Genomic DNA, 20,189 nt, shown 5'->3' on the forward strand with positions numbered 1-20,189 from the left:
CTCTCAACTTATATAAGATTTAGTTGTGATACTTAAATGTTAACAACAACTCCTTTCGCTTTGAAAAAACAGGGAAAATACATATTTTAAATTTAACAAATAATTAACAATGATTATTTTAGCACTTTCTAAAAACTTTTCTCTTCCTAATAAAAATTTATCGAATAATAATGGCTTCACAAAATCGAGTGACGTTAATAAACACCTCCTTTTGAACGGTAAGATCAGCATCAATTCTAATTAAGAGTGATGCTTTTTAAATGCGCACCACGTGTATTCTCCGAGAATATAGAGTTCGCAAATATATCATCGATGGATATAACCATTGATGCACAGCGATTAAATAACAAACTGATATATAAATAACTGAGGTATTTTTATGAAACGCAATGTAATTGCATTTGCTTTACTGGCTTCCTTTGCAGCTGGCTCCGTACAGGCCGCCCAGATGGGTCAATCTATCGCAACCTGGTCTGCTACCGCGAAAAAAGATACCACCAGCACACTGGTTGTTACTCCGCTTGGTAGCCTGACCTTCCAGTATGCTGATGGCGTAAAAGGTTTTAACACGCAAAAAGGCCTGTTTGATGTTGCGATTGAAGGCGACGCTACCGCTACCGCATTCAAACTCTCTTCTCGTCTGATCAGCAACACCCTGACTCAGCTTGATGGTTCCGGCTCCACCCTGAATGTCGCCGTGAATTATATGGGTGAAGAAGTTAAACAAAATGCAGATACCGTAATGGTTGATACGACCAGCAATAAAAATGGCGGCCTGAGCATTCTTGCCACTGACTTTAGCAAGACCGGTCGTGTTACCGCACAGGATGCATTCACCTTCTCTATCGCAAATGGCACCACCGATGGCACCACTGCCGCTACGGATATGAGCCAGCTGCCAGAAGGTATCTGGAGCGGTGATATCAGCGTTCAGTTCGACGCTACCTGGAGCTAATTCTTTTTTCAGCAGGAGCGAAATAACGCTCCTGCTTAATTCTTCGGCGATATTTCTATGAAAAAAACGATTCTGGCGACGCTACTATTTGTAAGTGGCGCAATGCCTGTATATGCACTCGATGTTGGTGATATCTCCTCATTTATGTATAGCGATGCCACTATTCTTAATAAAACAATAAAAAACCCGACGACCACCGGACGGCTGGTTAATATTCGCGTCGAAAGAATTAGTTCGCCGCAGAGCGATGGTAAAACAATACCGATGGAGAGTAAGGATGAATTGTTACTCTCACCGGGAAGTCTGTTGCTTCCGGCAGAAAGCAATGAAATGATCCGTTTTTACTATAATGGCCCACAGGACGACATCGAAAGATATTATCGTATTATTTGGTTTGATCAGGCGCTCAGCAATGCATCAAAAAATAATGCCACTCGTTATGCTGTCGCAACCGCGTCCGCTCGTATTAGTACAATACTGGTCGTCGCACCGCGAAAAGTAAAATATGACTATCAATATTCAAAGGGTGAAATAAAAAATACTGGCAATGCCACGTTACGCCTCATTGCCTATGGCCCTTGTAAAAAAATCTCTGAGAAAAAAGAGTGTAAAGAAAACTATTACTTAATGCCCGGCAAAACGAGAAGTTTCACCCAAGTGGATATCGAAAATCAGAAAGCACGACTCGCTTTCTGGCAAGCGGACAATTTTATTCCGGTCAAATAGTATTTTCACTAGCGAGCCGTTATTGTGGATAATAAGATTTTAAAAACAATCATCACGTGTACTGCGGTTCTGTTTACTGATGTAAACGGCGCCGTTGCTAAACCATCTTTGTATCAACAAATCAATGGCGTGATGATTCCTGAAGCCTTCAATAACGCATTACGCGATGGGATGAGCATACCGCTGTATATTCACTTAAATAATACAGAGGGGAAATCAGACGATCAGCGGATTGGGCTTGCGGCAATTTGGCTTGATGAAAAATCGCTCAAAATTCGGCAAGTCCAGCTTGAAGAGCAGGATGGAAATGCTTCGATAAATAAGCAAACACGTGAAAAATTAACAGCGTTAGTTAATACCAGTTTTAATAGTGACCTGACTATTCCGCTGACGAATGACGCGTCATTACGTTTAAATTTCCAGCAATTAATATTGCAACTTGTCGTTAATAAAGAAGCACTGGGTACGTTACTGCATGACGGTAGTCAAGATATTGGCGCATCCAGTGCTGAAAGTATTAGCGGTACGCTGAATTATGATCTCGGTGTTTATCATAACCAAATGCGCGGCGGTGATAGCAATACGTCAAGCTATCTCTCTTTGGCGAGCGCCACGGCATTACGTGAACACCATCTGTTGGTGGATAGCTCTATTTATGGCCTGGGCTCTGCTAACCAGCAAGCCGACATTTATAAAGTCATGTACGAACGTGATTTCGCTGGTTATCGGTTTGCCGGGGGAGTGTTGGATGCATGGAATTTACAATCTCTCGGTCCAGTCACTGCCATCTCGTCCGGTAAAATTTATGGCATGTCATGGGGAAACCAGGCGAACTCAACCAAATTTGATCATTCGCATTCCATCACGCCGGTCATTGCTTTTTTGCCTGCCGCAGGTGAGGTTCATGTTTACCGCAATGACAAGCTACTAAGCGTGCAGAACTTTAATATGGGTAGCCATGAAGTGGATACCCGCGATCTGCCGTACGGTATTTATGACGTAAAAGTCGACGTTATTGTCAATGGCAAAGTGACGAGCAGCAACATTCAAAAAGTGAATAAATTGCTCACCGGAAGTCGTACGGCAGATATGCCCTTAAGCTGGCAGATTTGGGGCGGCAGCATGCACATGGACGACTGGGTTCATGAAAACGGGAACATTCAGCAGGCGAAAAACACGCTGCTGGTGGGTGCCTCCGCGTCCGGCGGTTTGAATACAATCAACTGGATGGCATCGGGCTATCACTATAACAATGTCGCGGTGGCTGAAGGCAATTTTTCCTGGCCGATCGTTGACGCGCTCCAGTTGGGTATGCAAAACATGTTTGCTACCGATGGGTCATGGAGCCTTATTAGTAATATAAATGCAACGCTTCCCGGTGGATTCAGCAACGTCTGGTTAAGCCGGGAAAAAACGGTGATTGGCCGCAGCCTGCGCCGTAACAGTACGGACAATACAGCGGTGGGTGTGTCCCTGAATCTGAATACGCTGTGGTCAAAGTTAGGTACACTGTCGGCGAGCTACAACAGCAATAATCAGTACCACACACATAACTACACTGTCGATTATAGCCAGTCGCTTTATAGCGGCCGTTTTGGTTCGCTGGGGCTGCGCGGCGGAATACAACAATATTCTTACGGAGACAGCACCGGTCCCAGTAGTACGCAAAAATTTATTGCACTCGATTTTTCATTACCATTAGGTAACTGGCTCCAGACCGGTATGACGCACCAGAATGGATATACTACGGCGAATATTTCGGCACAAAAACAGTTCGATGAGGGTATTATTCGTACAGTTGGTGCAGATATTTCTCGCGCCATTTCCGGCGATAGCGGTGATAATAAAACATTGAGTGGCGGAGCATGGACTCGCTATGAAACACGCTACTCTTCCGGTACACTAAATCTTAATAGCGGTGCTGATGGTTACCTTAATTCTAATATGACCTCGTCCGGCAGTTTCGGCTGGCAGACCGAGGGCATTGGGGCCAGCGGTAATAATGAAGGAAATGCGGGCGTTATTTTCCACACCGATATTGGAAATGATGGGAAATTGACCGCACAAATCAATGGCCGTGCTTTCCCAATGACCGGTAAGTATAATTACCTGCCATTAGATCCCTATAATAAATATGATATTGAAATTCTTAACAGTAAAAATTCATTAGATAGCTACGACATTTCCCGCGGCAAAAAAAGTCATCTGACACTTTACCCAGGTAATGTTGTAGTCATTAAACCAGAAATTAAACAAATGGTTACTGTATTCGGCAGGATTCGTGCTGAAGACGGTACGCTGCTGACTAATGCGCGCATAAATAATCATATTGGTCGTGCGCAGACTGATAACAATGGTGAATTTGTTATGGATATTGATAAAAAATTCCCGGTTATTGATTTTAATTACGGCAATGATGAAAGCTGCGAAGCGGCACTGGATCTTAGCCAGGCGCGCGGCGCGGTATGGGTTGGTGATATTACATGCCAGGGTCTGAAAACTTTTGCCAACCTGATGCCGACAGGAGAACACAATGAAAGTTAATCTTTCGCGTCTTTTATTTTTGATTGTTTTTTATGTTATGGCGGCTCCCGTCCACGCCGCGGTAAGCAAAACAACCTATTCAGATGCACCTACACGCCAATATATTTTCATCGAAAATGACACTGATGATAACTATTTTGTAACGCCAGTTGCGGCACTGGATCCACGAATGACAGGTTCAAACCGCTGGACAGGTCTGAAATATAACGGCTCAGGTACTATGTATCAGACCAGCCTTGGTTATATTGACAATGGTTACAATACCTTAATTGGCGATAATTATTACTTCGATATGTGGCTCACCAATGCTCCAGCGTCAAACCTGCTTGTCGGTATGCGCTGTATCAACTGGTACAGCGGTTGTGATATGGCAACCTCCATGCTGCCGCCGCAGGCCACGGACAGCCAGGGCTTTTATGGCGTGGACGTAACGCCAGGCGGCGCTAAATGGGCGCACGGGATGATGTCAGACCAATTTTATTATTATCTGAACAATTCCCCGGTCGGCCAAACGTTCTCCATGACGATTAATACCTGCCGGACAAGAGACGCTTATGATGCAAAACTGGGGCAGCGTTGTCAGTATATGCCCAGCGGCAACTGGTATGAGCGTAAGGTCTCTTACACTAAAGCTGCACATTTCAAGTTCTACAGTACCAATTCGATGTCAGAGATCTTCTTTAATACCGACGGGACGCCAACAATCGGTGAAGGCAATGCAGATTGCCGGATGCAGGTGATCGGCAGTGTTTCAGGCATTGCCTGCAAGGTGGTTACTTACACGTTAAATCATAATGGTATTAGCGACACCGATGTGCGTTTTTTCCCGGCTATCTCCCATGCCGGGCTGGAGTCTGCCGTCAGAGCGGCAGATATGCAATTCAGCCTTGATGGCGCAAGCTGGCAGACGGTAACAGGGACAACAAATTACTACACGTTTAATGCGATGAAAGGGCATGATTCAATTTATCTCTTTTTCTCAAATAATTTTTTTAAGGAGATGATTAATCAAAACGCCAATGGAAGTAACTTACGTGATTTAGTGACGTTCCGTTTAAGAAACCTCACCGCGCCGGAATCCGGCTGGTATGAGTTTTCAACCTCCGCACAGCTTATCTTTAAGCCGACCAACTTTAGCATCAGTATTATCCCGGCTGATTTTACGGTGACACCCAGCAGATCAGGAACGGTTGGCTTCGCTAATCCCGATCTCGATTTTGATTATATTGTTACCACAAATGGAAAAACGGCGGCGGATATGGTCTTAGTCAGTGTCAGTGGTCCGACACAAACTATCAATGGTCGCCCCTGGTGTATATTCAGTTCAAAAGACGGGCAAACGCGGGTGCCCTTCCCCGGTATCGTGAGTTTTGTCACCCAGAGCGGAACCCGTGAAGAGATCGATGTGGGCTGTGACGGGCAGTGGCGTGACATGACCGGAGCATTATGGTCATCTACACCTCTGGCGCTGGCAAACGGCGAAACCGGTGTAACAAGAAAATCAACCGTCCGGTTTTCCATTCCAATGAACGATCCACAATCATTGAAAACCCTTAATCAGAATGACTGGTATGGCGACGTCAGTGCGTCCGGGGACGTCACCGTAATGGCGATGTGGCAAAATGCAAGGTAAATTTCTTCACTCTCTTTTCGCTCTGCTGGCGCTCATGGCGCCAGCGTACAGCCTGGCGATTTCGGTCGGCGACATGACATTTTCCATGCCAGCGGAAAACAACATGGTCGCCAAGCATGTGGTGAATAATAATAAAGAGGCACGACTTTACCGCGTGAAAGTCCGATCCATCGACAAACCCGGAGAGCAGGAAGTCTCCTCGCGTACCGCTGATGGAGAGCTGTTGTTTACACCGCGACAGATAACGCTCGTGCCGGGAGAGAGTGACTTTTTCAAATTCTTTTATCATGGCCCGGCAGACGACAAAGAGCGCTACTACCGCGTCTCTTTTCAGGAAATACCGCCACAAAACCGCACCACTCACCTTTCCTCTAAAAGTACCGTCGGTATGATGCCCGTCATCATAATGGACACCATTCTGGTGGTCCGCCCGCGCAAAATCCATTTCGAATGGGATTTTGAGCGGCAAAAGGGGCGTTTCAAAAACAGCGGTAACACCTGGTTCAGGCTGATCGAGAAACCCTACTGTGGCTCAGCGGAAGCGGAGGGTAAATCGTGGTATATGCGCCCAGGGGATATCATTCATCAACCAGCGCTCACAACTGCCTCACAAATATACATTGTTTACAATGATAGTTTTATAAAAGTAATTAACACATGCAATTAATAGCATCTTCACAGGGCATTTAAGCATCTTAAGTAATTCTTAATAAGGCATTTAAGATATATAAAAACCCAATAAATCCAACCTGACAAACCGCCAGAATAATGCATAAGTCTTTGAAAAATATTTTTATTAACAATGAAGCATTCAGCATTACAATCAATGCGGGTGGGTTAGCTGAACTACATATAAAAAGCATGGAAAACAAACCCTGTGTATGTTCAAATATTTATCTACAGATTTTCACACAGATAAAACACTTATAAAGGAACACAACCAATGGCTGTGTTGTAGCGTATATGAACTGGATTATTAACGATAACATTGAATTCAGACCGGAAATGAAAAAGCTTATTTCAGTGAGCAATCCTGAAATAAACGTCACGCTGACAGCCCCCGCCAGCCGTTGTTTGCTGCTTCTACTAGAGGCTTCACCCGAAATTGTTCTCCAGCAAGATTTCTTCAAAAAAGTCTGGGAAGAAGAAGGCATGCTGGTTCCAACAAATACGTTATATCAAAATATCTCGATCGTGCGTCGTGGATTGCGGGCAGTCGGCGAAACGGATAGCCGATTAATTGCAACCATCCCCAGAAAAGGCTTTCAAATTGACGACAGTGTGAAAATCATAAAACAGGACAAATCTAACGCAGCGGTTACACCGGAAACCGACATTACTGAAGTCGATATTACCTCAGACACAGAATACGGCGATCCTGCTATTACCCGCGATAGCACCGCAGACCAGCCGACGTGGTCTGCGATAAGCGCGCATGTCAATGAGCGTGAACAAACTCCACTGGTAACGCCTGGGCGCAATAAAATACCTGCCAGCAAACCTTCACGATCTGCCGGCTGGCATTTATCGGCAGTCATTATATTTGCCGCTTTTGCCACAGGTTTGCTGATAATTGCATACTCTTTACCATTCGGTAAAACGCCTGTTTTCTTTGATAATTATAATTTTGTAGAAAATGATAATGGCTGTCAGATCTATACTAAAGATGACACGCATGATAGCAGAAATTATTATCAGAAATATAAAAATCTGATTAAGAATACCGGACTAAACTGTAAGATTTATCCTTGGGTTTATTTCCCGGTATCAGCCACATCGCCAACGCTTACTGCACTAGCCTGTAAGCAGGATTTTAAAAACTCCGTTTCACCGGGTTGTATTTCACTCTATTTCAGGAGAGTGCAGAGTGAATAACAAAAAAACCATTCTGTTCAGCTTTATATTTTTAGTCGCTGGTGCGATTGTAGGTTATCTGTATTATCTGTTCGTCGCATCATCCGGCTATACGGAAACATGTTCAGCTTCAGTGATTGTTTATCACAAAAACGTACAAGCTAATTTTACTCTCGACTTTATGTATAACAGAGAGGCTAAACGCGGCGTTGTATCCGTAAGCGGCGGCTATATGGAAGACAATAAACCGACAGAAACGATCAGGCGAGACGTCTCTTATACATGGACAGAAAATCGTCATTCCTATCACTTTACGTCAACTGCAGTGAATAAAGTGGACAGCATCGAAACCTCGACCGATAACGTTATTGCGAGCGTGCTGCCTGATTTTTATGTCTACCCGAATAAAGAGATCAACTACTCCATTCGTCCACAGGGTAAAAACGGCTTTCTGTTTGTCATCGGCAAGCGCCCACTGTTTTTATGCGCCCGTTAACGCTTAGCGCCGGGAGGCAGTCCATCGCCTCCCTTCAGGTTGAAACCTGCCGTTGCAGAGATTATTCCGCAGCGGCCAACACACTCACCGCGCGGCCAAAAGCATCAATAGCCAGCGCAACATCTTCGACCTGTACCGATTCCGCCGGATGGTGGCTAATCCCACCTTTGCAGCGCACAAACAGCATGCCAACCGGCCAGCGTTCCGCCATGGCGATAGCATCATGCCCTGCGCCGCTCGGTAACGACAGCGTCTCCCCCTGCACAACCTGCACCGCATCAGCAAGCAATGTTTGCAGCTTTTGATTGCAGGGCGTGGCGGCAATACGATAAAACTCCTCGGCGCTGAATTGCAGATGGCGCCGCGCCGCGATGGCCTGCGCCATCGCCAGTAATTCATTGAGCAGCGCATCAAGTGGCACATCCTGCGGGCCACGGATATCGAGCGACAACGACACCTCGCCGGGGATGACATTCACCGCGCCAGGCAGAACCCGCATATTCCCCACGGTAGCCACCAGGTTGCCACCTTGCTGTTGCGTGGTGCTCTCAACGGCGATCATCCACTCAGCCGCCGCGGCCAACGCATCTTTCCGGTGACTCATCGGCACCGTGCCAGCATGTCCGGCTTCGCCGGTAAAGCGGCAATTTAGCCTGCGCGCGCCATTGATCGCCTCGACCACGCCCAGCGCCAGCCCAGCCTGTTCCAGGCACGGCCCCTGCTCGATATGCAATTCGAGATAGCTGCTGAAGGCCGCCGCATCGCGCGCCGCCTGCGGGATCCGCTGCGGGTCCAGCCCGGCATTGACCATCGCCTGCGCCACGCTAATCCCCTCGGCATCAGTTTGCGAAAGCCAGTGCGCTGGCCAGCTTCCGGTCAACCCGCGGCTTCCCAGCAAAGTGATACCAAAACGCGTACCCTCTTCATCACAAAAACCGACAATCTCGATCGCCTGCGCCAGACGTACATCCTGCTGATGCAGGCTGTGTACTACTTCGATGGCCGTCAGCACGCCAAGCATCCCGTCGTAACGCCCGGCGTTACGCACGGTATCAAGATGCGAACCGAGTAGCACCGCCGGAGCGCCTTCCTGAACCGCTTCATAGCGACCACAAATATTGCCCACACTGTCCTGCCAGACCAGCATTCCCGCCTGGCGCATCCACTCCGCAACCCGCTGGTTGGCCTGTAAATGCTGTGCGGAAAGATAAACCCGGGTCAGTGCATCCGGTGTTTCGCTGATCGCGGCCAGCTCATCGGCGCGGGCCATTACACGTGCTGCCGCCTCGAGGCGTGCCGGTCGAATCATCACGCATCCTCGCTGAGATAGTGATCCCACGCGGCCTGCATCGCCGCCCCTTGTGTGGTGGCGAATTTCAGGTAATTCAGCACGGACTCCAGTGCGCTCAGGGTGTTCATCACACAGGCTTTACGCGCGTTGTAGCCCATGGTGCCGATACGCCACACTTTGCCGTGCAGCGGGCCGAAAGAGGTGCCGATCTCAATGCCGAAATCCTCCAGCATCAATTTGCGTACCTGGTCACCGTTCACGCCCTGCGGAATGACGACGCCCAGCACGTTGTTCATTTTGTGTTGCAAATCGCCGTAGGCTTCCAGCCCCATTGCCTGAATCCCTTTCAGCAACGCATCACCATGCAGCTTATGACGCGCAATACCATTATCGAGCCCCTCTTGCAGAATCAGCCGGGCACATTCACGTGCGCCGAATAGCGCGGTAGTCGCTTCAGTGTGGTGATTCAGTCGCTCCGGCCCCCAGTAATCCATCACCATGCCGAGATCGAAATAGTTGGAGTAAACCATCTCATCCACGCCGTCGAGATGCGCATCAGTGCGAATACCCTCTTCAACACATTTACGTCGGCGGATCACCTCTTCCATGCGGCTACTCAGGGTAATGGGCGAGGTACCGGACGGCCCGCCTAAGCACTTCTGCATCCCCGCAGAGACAGCATCCAGTTGCCAGGCATCGGTTTCCAGCGCGTTACCGCCGAGTGAAGCGGTGGCATCGGTGTAAAACAGCACATCGTAGCGACGACAAATAGCGCCCAGTTCCGCCAGCGGTTGCAGCATGGTGGTTGACGTATCGCCCTGCACCGTTAACAGCAGGCGCGGGCGCACGCGCTTAATGGCATCTTCAATCTGATCCGGCGTGAAAACCTCGCCCCACGGTACTTCAATCGTATGCACTTCGGCGCGACAGCGACGGGCGATTTCACACAGCAGATGACCAAAGCGGCCAAACACCGGTACCAGCACTTTATCGCCCGGCCGGATTGCGGAAATAAGGATCGCCTCTATCCCGGCGCGCGACGTGCCGTCAACCAGCATCGTCCAGCGGTTTTCCGTGCGAAACACGCCGCGATAAAGCGCCATCACTTCGTTCATATAGTGGGTCATCGCCGGATCGTACTGGCCGATCAGTTGGCTCGACATGGCACGCAGCACGCGCGGATCAGCATTGATTGGCCCCGGTCCCATCAGCAGACGTTGCGGCGGATTGATTTGCGGAAATTGAGCGATATCCATCTGAAATTCCTTACGTTAATTAAGACCGCGCACGGAAGAGATAAACTGCTTCAGCTCGGTAGTCTGCGGGCTGGCAAACAGCGTTTTGCTGTCGCCCTGCTCCCACACCCGGCCCTGATGCATAAACACCACGCGGTCGCCCACTTCGCGGGCAAAATTCATTTCATGGGTGACAAGGATCAACGTCATCCCTTCGGCAGCCAGTTGCTCCAGCACTTTCAGTACTTCGCCCACCAGTTCGGGATCGAGCGCGGAGGTTATCTCGTCACAAAGTAAAACTTTCGGCGACATTGCCAGCGCACGGGCAATCGCCACGCGCTGCTGCTGACCGCCGGAGAGATTCGCCGGGTAGTAATCGAGGCGGTCGCCAAGCCCCACTTTCTCCAGCATCCGTTGCGCCAGTTCGCGACACTCGGCGGCGCTTTTTTTCAGCACCCGACGCGGCGCCAGCATGACGTTCTCCAGCGCGGTCATGTGCGGGAACAGATTAAAGCTCTGGAACACCATTCCGATGGAACGGCTGATCTCCCGCGCCTGTGAATCGCGGTCAGTAATGGTCACGCCGCCCAGCTTAATGCTCCCTTCCTGGTAGCCTTCGAGGCCGTTAATGCAGCGCAGCAGCGTGCTTTTACCCGATCCGCTACGGCCGATAATCGAGATCACCTCGCCCATATCGATGTCCAAATCGACACCCTTTAGCACGTGGTTGTCGCCGTAGTACTTCTGTACCTGATTAATGGTGATGAGAGGCATTGAATTTATTCTCCAGGTAACGGCTGTAGCGGGACAGCGGATAGCACAAAATGAAGTAGCCCAGCGCCACCAGCGCAAAGACTTTAAACGGCTGATAAGTGACGTTGGTCAGCATCGTGCCGGCCTTGGTCAATTCAACAAAACCGATGATTGACGAAAGCGCAGTACCTTTTATCACCTGCACGGCAAAACCGACCGTTGGCGCAATGGCGATGCGCAATGCCTGCGGCGCCACCACGCGGAATAACGTCTGACCAAAGCTCAACCCCAGGCAGCGCGAGGCTTCCCATTGCCCTTTCGGCAGTGCGCGAATGCTGCCATAGCCGATATCGAGTAAAAACGCACTGGTATAGAGCGTCAGCGCCAGCGAGGCTGCCGTCCAGGGCGACACATCGATGCCGAAGAGCGCCACACCGAAAAAGGCGAGGAACAACTGCATCAACAGCGGCGTGCCCTGAAACAGTTCGATATAGGCGCGGATCAGGCGTTTCACCTGACGCCCGCCAGTGAGTCGCAGCAGCAACAGCGGCAGCGTTACCAGCGCCCCGCCCATAAACGCCACCAGCGACAACAACACCGTCCAGCGCCCGGCCAGCAGCAGGTTGCGGATAATGTCCCAGTCGGTAAATGTGGTCATCATGCCTGTACCCCCAACCATTTCCGTCCCGCCGCCATCATCAACTGACGCATGGCGATCGAGAGCAGCAGATAAATGCCGGTGGTCACCAGATAGACCTCAAAGCTGAGGAATGTCCGCGACTGAATCAGGTTGGCGGCGAAGGTCAGCTCTTCATAGGAGACCTGCGACACCACGGACGATCCCAGCATGACAATAATGCACTGGCTAACCAGCGCCGGATAAATGCGCTGCAACGCAGGGGGAAGCACCACGCGGATAAACGTCTGGCTTCGGCTTAACCCCAGCACGCGCCCGGCTTCCCATTGCCCTTTTGGCGTCACCTGGATCCCGGCACGCACGATCTCCGTGCTGTAAGCGCCCAGGTTGACGATCATCGCCAACAGCGCCGCTTCGCCAGCCGTCATCTTGAAACCGATATTCGGCAGACCAAAGACGATAAAAAAGAGCTGCACCACAAACGGCGTGTTACGAATCAGCTCTACATAACCGCCCCAGATCCGGCTGAACCACGTCGGCCGACCGCTACGAATCGCCGCACCGAAAATGCCAATCGCCAGGCCACCCACCGTCGCCATGACCGTCAACTGCACGGTGACCCACATCCCCGCCAGCAACTCTGGCCAGTGCGGCCAGAGTGCAGAAAAATGAAGTTGTTCCGTCATTCACACGCCTTATGCGCCAAGGTTTGCCGGCAGCGGCGCTTTCAGCCACTGCTCAGAGAGGCTGTTCAGCGTACCGTCCTTAATCCCTTGCTCAATCAGCGCATTCACCTTCTCTTTCAGCGCTGGTTCGTCCTTTTTCAGGCCGATAAAACACGGAGAATCTTTCAGCATAAAGCTCGGTACCGGGGCTTTATCCGCGTTCTGCCGGGCAATCGCCGCCACAACAAGGTTACCGGTCGCCACATACTGCACCTGCCCGGAGAGATACGCCGAGAGCGTGGTGTTGTTATCTTCGTAACGTTTCACCTCGGCATCTTTCGGTGCAACGCTGGTCAATACCATGTCCTCAACCGCGCCGCGCGTTACCCCGATGCTTTTGCCGCTCAGCGCCGCAGCATCTTTCAGTTCCGCCCCTTTAGGCCCGAACACGCCAAGGAAGAACGGCGCATAGGCGCGGCTGAAATCAATCACCTTTTCGCGCTCGGCGTTTTTACCGAGGCTGGAGATCACCAAATCCACTTTATCGGTTTGCAGATAAGGCACGCGGTTAGCGCTGGTAACCGGCACCAGTTGCAACTTCAGTTTCATCTGTTTGGCGAGGTAACGTGCCATATCGATGTCATAGCCCTGCGGTTGCAGATCGGTGCCTACCGAACCAAACGGCGGGAAATCCTGCGGAACGGCAATGCGGATCACGCCGCGCTTTTCAATATCCTGTAATTGGTCAGCCTGCGCAGCCGCAGCATAGGTGAACAGACAAGCGGCCCCGGCCAGTGCGATCAAAAGTTTTCTCATGGTGATTACCCGTTACGTTAACATGAAACAAAAGATTCCTTAAATTGATATCTGCAACTAATGTGCCAGCGGTGCACAATAAAAATGCCGACGGTGAAATCGGCATTTATCGCAGAGAAAACAAAGAAAAGACGCTTCAAACCGGAACGTTTCGTGGTAATCAAATGCACCAAAACAATGCAAAATCACCACACTGGTGCCCCATTATCGCTGTTCCAGTTCATCCAGCTTCTGATACAGCGTGGCAATGTCATGAATACGCGGGCGTCCTTTATCGAGAATTTCATGCAGAAACGCATTCGCCAGCAGGTTGATCAAACTGTTGACTGACGCATAGCTGTCATAGGCGGAAACGCTGTCCAGCGGTGCGCAAAGGTGCCAGCTCGCCAGCGGAAAAAGGTTGTGCGCCTGCGGCTCGCACAGCAGCAGCAGCGGAATGTTCGCGTTCTGTAACTGCTGCATCAGCGGGCGGATAATGCGCGGGCGACGGCGAAACGCTACCATCACCACCAGATCGCCCGGCGTTAAATCCACCAACTCTTCACTCAGGCTCTGCCCCGGCTGCGGCAGCACTTGCACTTGTCCGCGCGCCTGCAATAGCTGCTGGCGCAGGTGCAGCGCCACCGGCCAGGAGTTACGCATACCAATAATAATGATGCGTTGCGCCTTCACTATTGCCTCCAGCGCACCGGCAAACTGCTGCGCATCCAGCGCATTAACCCACTGCGTCAGGTTCGCCATCTCCTGCTTATAGTGGCGCGCCAGCAGCGTATTGCCCTGCACCGCATCGCGGTTATCCGTCAGCGGCATCCCGCTTTGTCGCAGCGTACGCAGTTCATCGCGCATGTCTTTATATTTCTCATACCCCAGACGCTTGAACAGGCGGCTGACGGTAGCCTTCGACACCCCGCTGAGCTGCGCCAGCTCAGCACTGTTATAGCTTATGAGGTCATCAAAGTGATCGAAGATAAAATCGGCCACCCGCTGCTCCTGGGGCGATAACGAGGCATATTGCCCTTTCAGACGTTCATCAAGCTGTTCCATAAGACCTCTGTAACTTTCGTTTCATCGCACTATACCGATTTCCCCTTTCACAATGCATGCCAGCCCGGCAAAAAAATGACACGGCCCCGCTCTGTGAAACTTTTTATTCAGAAATGGAACGGCTTTTGCAACTTCAGGCTACTTTTCGGCTTACGAGGACAGCGAATGCAAAGTAATGTCTCCACCCACGGGATGGCGGTCGCCCCCCATCATCTTGCCAGCCAAAGTGCGCTGTCTGTCCTGCGCGAAGGCGGCAGCGCCATCGAGGCGATGGTTGCCGCTGCGGCGACGATTGCGGTGGTTTATCCCCATATGAACAGCCTCGGCGGCGACGGTTTCTGGCTGATTGTGCCGCCGGAAGGCGAACCGATTGCCATCGACGCCAGTGGCGCTGCCGGTTCGCTGGCGACGCTCGCGGCCTACAGCGATCTGGCGACGATCCCGCATCGCGGCCCGCGCGCCGCGCTCACTGTTGCGGGCACCGTCAGCGGCTGGGATGAAGCGTTGAAGGTCTCGCACGAATTAACCGGCAAAGCGCTGCCGTTGCCGCGTCTGCTGACGGATGCGATAGATTACGCCCAACACGGCACGCCGGTGACACTTTCCCAGGCCACCGCCACGGCGGATAAACTGGCCGAACTGCGCGATCTGCCTGGCTTTGCCGACACCTATCTGCACAACGGCCAGCCGCCAAAAGCGGGCAGCCGTTTCCGTCAACCGGCGCTCGCCGCTACGCTGCAACGCCTTGCTGAAGAGGGGCTGGAGAGTTTTTATCGCGGCCCGCTGGCCGAGAGCCTGGCGCGCGGCATGGCGCAATATGGCCTGCCTGTGACGCGGGAAGATCTTCAGCAGCATCGCGCACGCCGCACCACGCCGCTGCACTTGCAGCATTCGCAGGGGGATGTATGGAACCTTGCGCCGCCGACACAGGGGCTGGTTTCACTGGCGATCCTCGGTATTACCGACCGTCTGGCGATGGGAAACGCGGACGATGCCGCCACCGTGCACCGCATTGTGGAGGCTACCAAGCTCGCCTTCGGCCTGCGCGATACCCACATCACCGATCCGCGCCACCTGAAAACCGACATACAAAGCCTGCTGGCCGCAAGCGAACTTCAGGCGCTGGCTAACCGTGTGGATGAAAGGCAGGCCGCGCCGTGGGGCGCAGGCAAAGGGCCGGGTGATACCGTCTGGATGGGCGTTATGGATAACAGCGGCCTCGCCGTGTCATTTATTCAGAGCATTTATCATGAGTTTGGCAGCGGTGTGGTGCTACCGGATACCGGCATCGTCTGGCAAAACCGTGGCGCATCGTTCAGCCTCAACCCCGATCACCTGCTGGCGCTCGCACCGGGCAAACAACCGTTTCATACCCTCAACCCGGCGGCAGCACGGCTACATGATGGCCGGGTGATGGTCTACGGCTCGATGGGCGGCGACGGCCAGCCGCAAACCCAGGCAGCGCTTTTTACCCGCTACGTAATGCAAGGCGTACCGCTGCAAGAGTCAATCAGCCGCCCGCGCTGGCTGCTGGGGCGCACCTGGGGGCAAACCTCGGATTCGCTGAAGCTGGAAGGCCGCTTCTCGCCCGAGACCGTCGCCCGCCTGCGCGCGTTGGGCCATGACGTTGACGTGCTGGCGGATTTCAGCGAAGCGATGGGCCACGCAGGCGCGATTGTTCGCCATCCTGACGGTCTGTTTGAAGGGGCATTCGATCCCCGCAGTAACGGCTCCGCCGCCGGTTTTTGAGGAGAGAACCATGAACAATTCACAACCCGAATGGGACGTCTATCTGGACGCCATGATCCGCATTCATGGCGTGGAACTGACGGATGAGCGGCGCGCCGAGCTGCTGCTACAGTTTCGCCGCATTGCCGCGATGGCTGAACCGCTGATGGCGCTGCCGCTGGACGATCGTCTGGAAATTGCCGGAGTGTACAAAGCATGAAGCTGCATGAGATGAGTATTGCCGACATCCAACAATCACTGGCCGCAGGGGATTTGAGCGCGAGCGACATTGCCCGCCAGACGCTGACAGCGATTGAGCAAATCAACCCGCAGATCAACGCCTGGACGACGGTGACCGCAGCACGCATGCTCGACGAAGCGCAGCGCATCGATACCCTACGGCAGAATGGCCAGCCGCTGCCGCCGCTGGCAGGCATTCCCTACGCGGTGAAAAACCTGTTTGATGTCGCCGGGCACACCACGCTTGCAGGCGCAGAGTTATTCAGCCAGCGCCCCGCCGCCACAGAAGATAGCCGCGCCGTGCGCCAGTTACGGCAGGCTGGCGGGCTGCTGTCGGGCATGGTCAATATGGACGCTTACGCCTACGGTTTTACCACTGAAAACAGCCACTACGGCGCGACGCGCAACCCGCACGATCTGACGCGCATTGCTGGCGGTTCTTCCGGCGGTTCAGCGGTGGCGGTCGCCGCTGGGCTGGTGCATTTTTCGCTCGGCAGCGACACCAACGGCTCTATTCGCGTGCCCGCCTCGCTGTGCGGCATCTTCGGGCTTAAACCGACATTTGGTCGTCTGTCGCGTGCCGGAACGCACCCGTTTGTCCCCAGCCTCGACCATATTGGGCCGTTCGCCCGCCGGGTGAGCGATCTGGCGGCGGTTTATGATGCCTTACAGGGGCGCGATCCGCAGGATGCCTTTCAAGCACAAATCGCCAGTGAAGCGGCACAACCGCTGCTGTCACGCGGGATGGAGGGGTTACGCTGCGCAGTGCTGAGCGGTTATTTCACCACCTGGTGCGATGACGATGCCAGAGCTGCGCTCAGCCGTGTAGCGCACGCTCTCGATGCGCGCGAAGAAGTGTTCTTTCCCGAAGCGGAACTCTCGCGTTCGGCAGCGTTCATTATCAGCGCCTCGGAAGGCGGTAATCAGTATTTACCTGCGCTGCGCCGCGAACCACAGCGTTTTGAACCCCACTCGCGCGAACGTCTGCTGGCGGGCGCGATGATCCCGGCGGCATGGTATTTACAGGCGCAGCGTTTTCGCCGCCACGCGCAGCAGGAAAGCCGCGCGCTGTTTGCCCATGCCGATGTGCTGATCGCCCCGGCCACACCGCGCAGCGCCACGCAAATCGGCGAACAGACGATGGAGATAAACGGCCAGCCGCTGCCGATCCGCGCCAGCATGGGCATGCTGACGCAGCCGATTTCGTTTTTAGGCCTGCCGGTGGTGACCGTGCCGCTGCGCACCGCGTCCGGCAAGCCAATTGGCCTGCAACTGATTGCGGCGCCGTTTAACGAACAAGCCTGCCTGCGCGCCGCCCGCGTGCTGGAAGAACAGGGCATCACCGATGCCCGCCCTGCGGAGATAACACTATGATGCATCAGGACGACATTAACCGCCCGTGGGTACTGGCGGAGGTCACTGCCGCGTTTTATCGCTATGAAGACGCGCTGGTCAGCAACGATATTGCGGTGCTTGATGAACTATTCTGGCACGATGCCAGCACCGTGCGTCTCGGCGCAGGCGAGAATCTTTATGGCATTGAGGAGATCCGCGCCTTTCGCGCCGCGCGTCCGGCCGCCGGTTTGCAGCGCGAGTTGCGCCATACGGTCATTACCACTTTCGGCGAGGATTACGCCGTGTGCAGCACCGAATTCACCCGTGAAGGGAGCGATCGCATTGGTCGCCAGCAGCAAAGCTGGGTGCGCTTCCCCTACGGCTGGCGCATCGTTGCCGCCCAGGTCAGTTTGATGAGTTAACAAAAACGCCCGGATTACGCGTTCCGGGCTATATTCAACCTTAGTGAAGAATTATCCCATTTTGGGACTTAGCGCTTCCCATAGTCCCGTAATGGGACTATCCTGTCCGCATGAAGATCATCTCCGTGAAAACATTAAGGGACTTCTGGGCGGAGAATCCCGACGCTGAGCAACCGCTAAAAGCCTGGGTCGATGAAGTAACCAAAGCAGACTGGAAAACCCCGGCAGAGATAAAAGGACAATACCGCAGCGCCAGCATTTTGAAAGAGAGGCGAGTGGTGTTCAACATTAAGGGAAATCACTATCGATTAATTGTGGCGATTGCTTACCAGCGCGGATGGGTATTCGTGAAGTTTATTGGGACGCACAGCCACTACGATACTATCGACGCCGAAACCGTTGAACTGGAGTAAAAATGAACATTAAACCGATCAGAACTGAAGAGGACTATGAAGCCGCTCTCCGGGCGGTTGAGCCAATGTTCGACAATGAACCGGAACTGGACACGCCGGAAGGTGATTATTTCGAAGTGATGTGCTTACTGATTGAAGAGTACGAAAAGAAACATTACCCCATTGATCCCCCCTCACCCATTGAGGCCATCAAATTTCGTATGGAGCAACTGGGGCTGAGCGTGAAAGATCTGGAGCCTGCTATCGGCAAGTCCAATCGTGTATACGAAATTCTTAACGGTACACGTAGCCTCACGCTACCGATGATTCGCCGCCTTCACACCCAATTTGGTATCCCATTAGAAAGCCTGATTGGCGTTTGATAGAACCCCATCTTAGTGCGAAATACGGCGGCATAAGAAATCTCTTTTCTTGCCGCAGCGTCAGTAAAAACGCCCGGATTTTCCGGGCGTTTTTTATTGTGCGTAGGGATGAACCTGCCGCCAGTGATCGGCGATTTGCTGGCGGGTACAGACCCAGACGCGATCGTGCTGCTGGAGATAATCGAGAAAGCGTTGCAGTGCACGAAAACGGCCAGGACGCCCCAACAGGCGGCAGTGCATGCCGATAGACATCATCTTCGGCGCGCTTTCGCCCTCGGCGTAGAGCACATCAAAGCTGTCTTTCAGATAGGTGTAAAATTGCTCGGCGGTATTAAAACCTTGCGCGGTCGCGAAGCGCATATCGTTGGCATCCAGCGTATAGGGCACAATCAGGTGTGGTTTACGCGTGCCGTCGCCACAGGTGACTTCACTCCAGAACGGGAGATCGTCGCCATAGTAATCGCTGTCGTAGTCAAACCCGCCATGCTCAACCACCAACTGGCGGGTATTGGGGCTGTCGCGCCCGGTGTACCAGCCGGTGGGCGCTTTACCAAACAGATCGCGCAGCACCTGCACCGCTTTTTGCAGGTGTTCACGCTCTTCATTGATATCCATGTTCTGATAATGGATCCAACGCCAGCCGTGGCTGACTACGTCATAATTCGCCGCTTTAATGGCCGCAACGATCTCCGGCTGACGCGCCAGCGCCATCGCCACGCCAAACACCGTCAGCGGCAACCCGCGTTTGCTGAACTCCTGGTGGATGCGCCAGAATCCGGCGCGACTGCCATATTCATACAGTGAATCCATCGACATATGCCGATCCGGGTAGCTGGCCGCGCCGATAATATCGGAGAGAAATTGCTCCGATCCGGCATCGCCATGCAGCACATGGTTCTCTGCGCCCTCTTCAAAATTCAGCACAAACTGCACGGCGATACGCGCCTGCTGCGGCCACTGTGCATGCGGCGGTTTCCCTGCGTAGCCACGCAAATCGCGCGGATAGTTGTCGTCGAAAAGTGCCATTCTCCCTCCACTCG

Annotated in this window: 21 protein-coding genes; 13 read left to right on the forward strand and 8 right to left on the reverse strand. The window is 52.7% G+C overall.

Annotated features, from left to right (window positions below; all coding sequences use genetic code 11):
- The first annotated feature begins 379 nt into the window (after positions 1 to 379).
- From ecpA to AWR26_RS16210, 7 genes are all read left to right on the forward strand, one after another.
- Entirely contained in the window at positions 380 to 955 is a 576-nt protein-coding gene (gene ecpA, locus AWR26_RS16180; RefSeq protein ID WP_064567363.1) for a common pilus major fimbrillin subunit EcpA, read from the forward strand.
- A 57-nt stretch (positions 956 to 1,012) separates the two neighbouring features.
- Positions 1,013 to 1,681: an EcpB family pilus assembly chaperone gene (locus tag AWR26_RS16185; RefSeq protein ID WP_064567365.1), complete on the forward strand. Its 669-nt coding sequence runs from the start codon at positions 1,013 to 1,015 to the stop codon at positions 1,679 to 1,681.
- Between the two features lie 24 nt (positions 1,682 to 1,705).
- Positions 1,706 to 4,225, forward strand: coding sequence for a fimbrial biogenesis outer membrane usher protein (locus AWR26_RS16190; protein ID WP_407658706.1), 2,520 nt, complete (start codon positions 1,706 to 1,708; stop codon positions 4,223 to 4,225).
- Complete coding sequence (gene ecpD / locus AWR26_RS16195; RefSeq protein ID WP_064567368.1) at positions 4,215 to 5,858, forward strand: fimbrial adhesin EcpD; 1,644 nt, start codon at positions 4,215 to 4,217, stop codon at positions 5,856 to 5,858. Before AWR26_RS16190 ends, ecpD begins: the two co-directional genes overlap by 11 nt.
- Positions 5,848 to 6,525, forward strand: a complete 678-nt coding sequence (locus tag AWR26_RS16200; RefSeq protein WP_064567369.1) for a fimbrial biogenesis chaperone — start codon at positions 5,848 to 5,850, stop codon at positions 6,523 to 6,525. Before ecpD ends, AWR26_RS16200 begins: the two co-directional genes overlap by 11 nt.
- Before the next feature lie 296 nt (positions 6,526 to 6,821).
- Entirely contained in the window at positions 6,822 to 7,733 is a 912-nt protein-coding gene (locus tag AWR26_RS16205) for a winged helix-turn-helix domain-containing protein (protein ID WP_064567371.1), read from the forward strand.
- Positions 7,726 to 8,208: a hypothetical protein gene (locus tag AWR26_RS16210; RefSeq protein WP_064567373.1), complete on the forward strand. Its 483-nt coding sequence runs from the start codon at positions 7,726 to 7,728 to the stop codon at positions 8,206 to 8,208. The genes AWR26_RS16205 and AWR26_RS16210 overlap by 8 nt, the downstream gene beginning before the upstream one ends.
- 61 nt (positions 8,209 to 8,269) lie before the next feature.
- Here AWR26_RS16210 and hpxK read toward each other — a convergent pair whose 3' ends face one another.
- From hpxK to hpxU, 7 genes are all read right to left on the reverse strand, one after another.
- A complete protein-coding gene (hpxK, locus tag AWR26_RS16215) occupies positions 8,270 to 9,517 on the reverse strand; it encodes an allantoate amidohydrolase (protein ID WP_064567376.1) in 1,248 nt (415 codons plus the stop codon).
- Positions 9,517 to 10,755 carry a pyridoxal-phosphate-dependent aminotransferase family protein gene (locus AWR26_RS16220; RefSeq protein WP_064567378.1) on the reverse strand — a complete coding sequence of 413 codons (1,239 nt, stop codon included), beginning with the start codon at positions 10,753 to 10,755 and terminating at the stop codon, positions 9,517 to 9,519. The genes hpxK and AWR26_RS16220 overlap by 1 nt, the downstream gene beginning before the upstream one ends.
- A gap of 15 nt (positions 10,756 to 10,770) precedes the next feature.
- Positions 10,771 to 11,508, reverse strand: coding sequence for an amino acid ABC transporter ATP-binding protein (locus AWR26_RS16225; protein ID WP_035886236.1), 738 nt, complete (start codon positions 11,506 to 11,508; stop codon positions 10,771 to 10,773).
- Complete coding sequence (locus AWR26_RS16230) at positions 11,489 to 12,145, reverse strand: amino acid ABC transporter permease (protein WP_064569039.1); 657 nt, start codon at positions 12,143 to 12,145, stop codon at positions 11,489 to 11,491. The genes AWR26_RS16225 and AWR26_RS16230 overlap by 20 nt, the downstream gene beginning before the upstream one ends.
- On the reverse strand, positions 12,145 to 12,810 hold the full coding sequence (locus tag AWR26_RS16235) for an amino acid ABC transporter permease (RefSeq protein ID WP_064567380.1): 666 nt from the start codon (positions 12,808 to 12,810) through the stop codon (positions 12,145 to 12,147). The genes AWR26_RS16230 and AWR26_RS16235 overlap by 1 nt, the downstream gene beginning before the upstream one ends.
- 9 nt (positions 12,811 to 12,819) lie before the next feature.
- Positions 12,820 to 13,605: a transporter substrate-binding domain-containing protein gene (locus AWR26_RS16240; protein WP_064567382.1), complete on the reverse strand. Its 786-nt coding sequence runs from the start codon at positions 13,603 to 13,605 to the stop codon at positions 12,820 to 12,822.
- A gap of 204 nt (positions 13,606 to 13,809) precedes the next feature.
- The gene (hpxU, locus tag AWR26_RS16245) at positions 13,810 to 14,649 is read right to left on the reverse strand and encodes a MurR/RpiR family transcriptional regulator HpxU (protein WP_064567384.1); all 840 of its coding nucleotides are present in this window, start codon (positions 14,647 to 14,649) and stop codon (positions 13,810 to 13,812) included.
- A gap of 165 nt (positions 14,650 to 14,814) precedes the next feature.
- On the opposite strand from hpxU, the gene hpxW reads away from it, so the two are divergent.
- From hpxW to AWR26_RS16275, 6 genes are all read left to right on the forward strand, one after another.
- Complete coding sequence (gene hpxW, locus AWR26_RS16250) at positions 14,815 to 16,398, forward strand: oxamate amidohydrolase (RefSeq protein ID WP_064567386.1); 1,584 nt, start codon at positions 14,815 to 14,817, stop codon at positions 16,396 to 16,398.
- Positions 16,399 to 16,408: 10 nt separating this feature from the next.
- Entirely contained in the window at positions 16,409 to 16,597 is a 189-nt protein-coding gene (hpxX, locus tag AWR26_RS16255; RefSeq protein WP_007374292.1) for an oxalurate catabolism protein HpxX, read from the forward strand.
- On the forward strand, positions 16,594 to 17,991 hold the full coding sequence (locus AWR26_RS16260; protein WP_064567388.1) for an AtzE family amidohydrolase: 1,398 nt from the start codon (positions 16,594 to 16,596) through the stop codon (positions 17,989 to 17,991). Before hpxX ends, AWR26_RS16260 begins: the two co-directional genes overlap by 4 nt.
- Entirely contained in the window at positions 17,988 to 18,374 is a 387-nt protein-coding gene (gene hpxZ / locus AWR26_RS16265) for an oxalurate catabolism protein HpxZ (RefSeq protein WP_035886240.1), read from the forward strand. Before AWR26_RS16260 ends, hpxZ begins: the two co-directional genes overlap by 4 nt.
- A 110-nt stretch (positions 18,375 to 18,484) precedes the next feature.
- Positions 18,485 to 18,787: a type II toxin-antitoxin system HigB family toxin gene (locus AWR26_RS16270; protein WP_064567390.1), complete on the forward strand. Its 303-nt coding sequence runs from the start codon at positions 18,485 to 18,487 to the stop codon at positions 18,785 to 18,787.
- A 2-nt stretch (positions 18,788 to 18,789) separates the two neighbouring features.
- Positions 18,790 to 19,149, forward strand: coding sequence for a helix-turn-helix domain-containing protein (locus AWR26_RS16275; protein ID WP_007374288.1), 360 nt, complete (start codon positions 18,790 to 18,792; stop codon positions 19,147 to 19,149).
- 93 nt (positions 19,150 to 19,242) lie between these two features.
- Here AWR26_RS16275 and puuE read toward each other — a convergent pair whose 3' ends face one another.
- Positions 19,243 to 20,175 carry an allantoinase PuuE gene (puuE, locus tag AWR26_RS16280; RefSeq protein WP_064567392.1) on the reverse strand — a complete coding sequence of 311 codons (933 nt, stop codon included), beginning with the start codon at positions 20,173 to 20,175 and terminating at the stop codon, positions 19,243 to 19,245.
- Positions 20,176 to 20,189: the final 14 nt, after the last annotated feature.

This window comes from Kosakonia oryzae, from assembly GCF_001658025.2.
Lineage (GTDB): Bacteria > Pseudomonadota > Gammaproteobacteria > Enterobacterales > Enterobacteriaceae > Kosakonia > Kosakonia oryzae.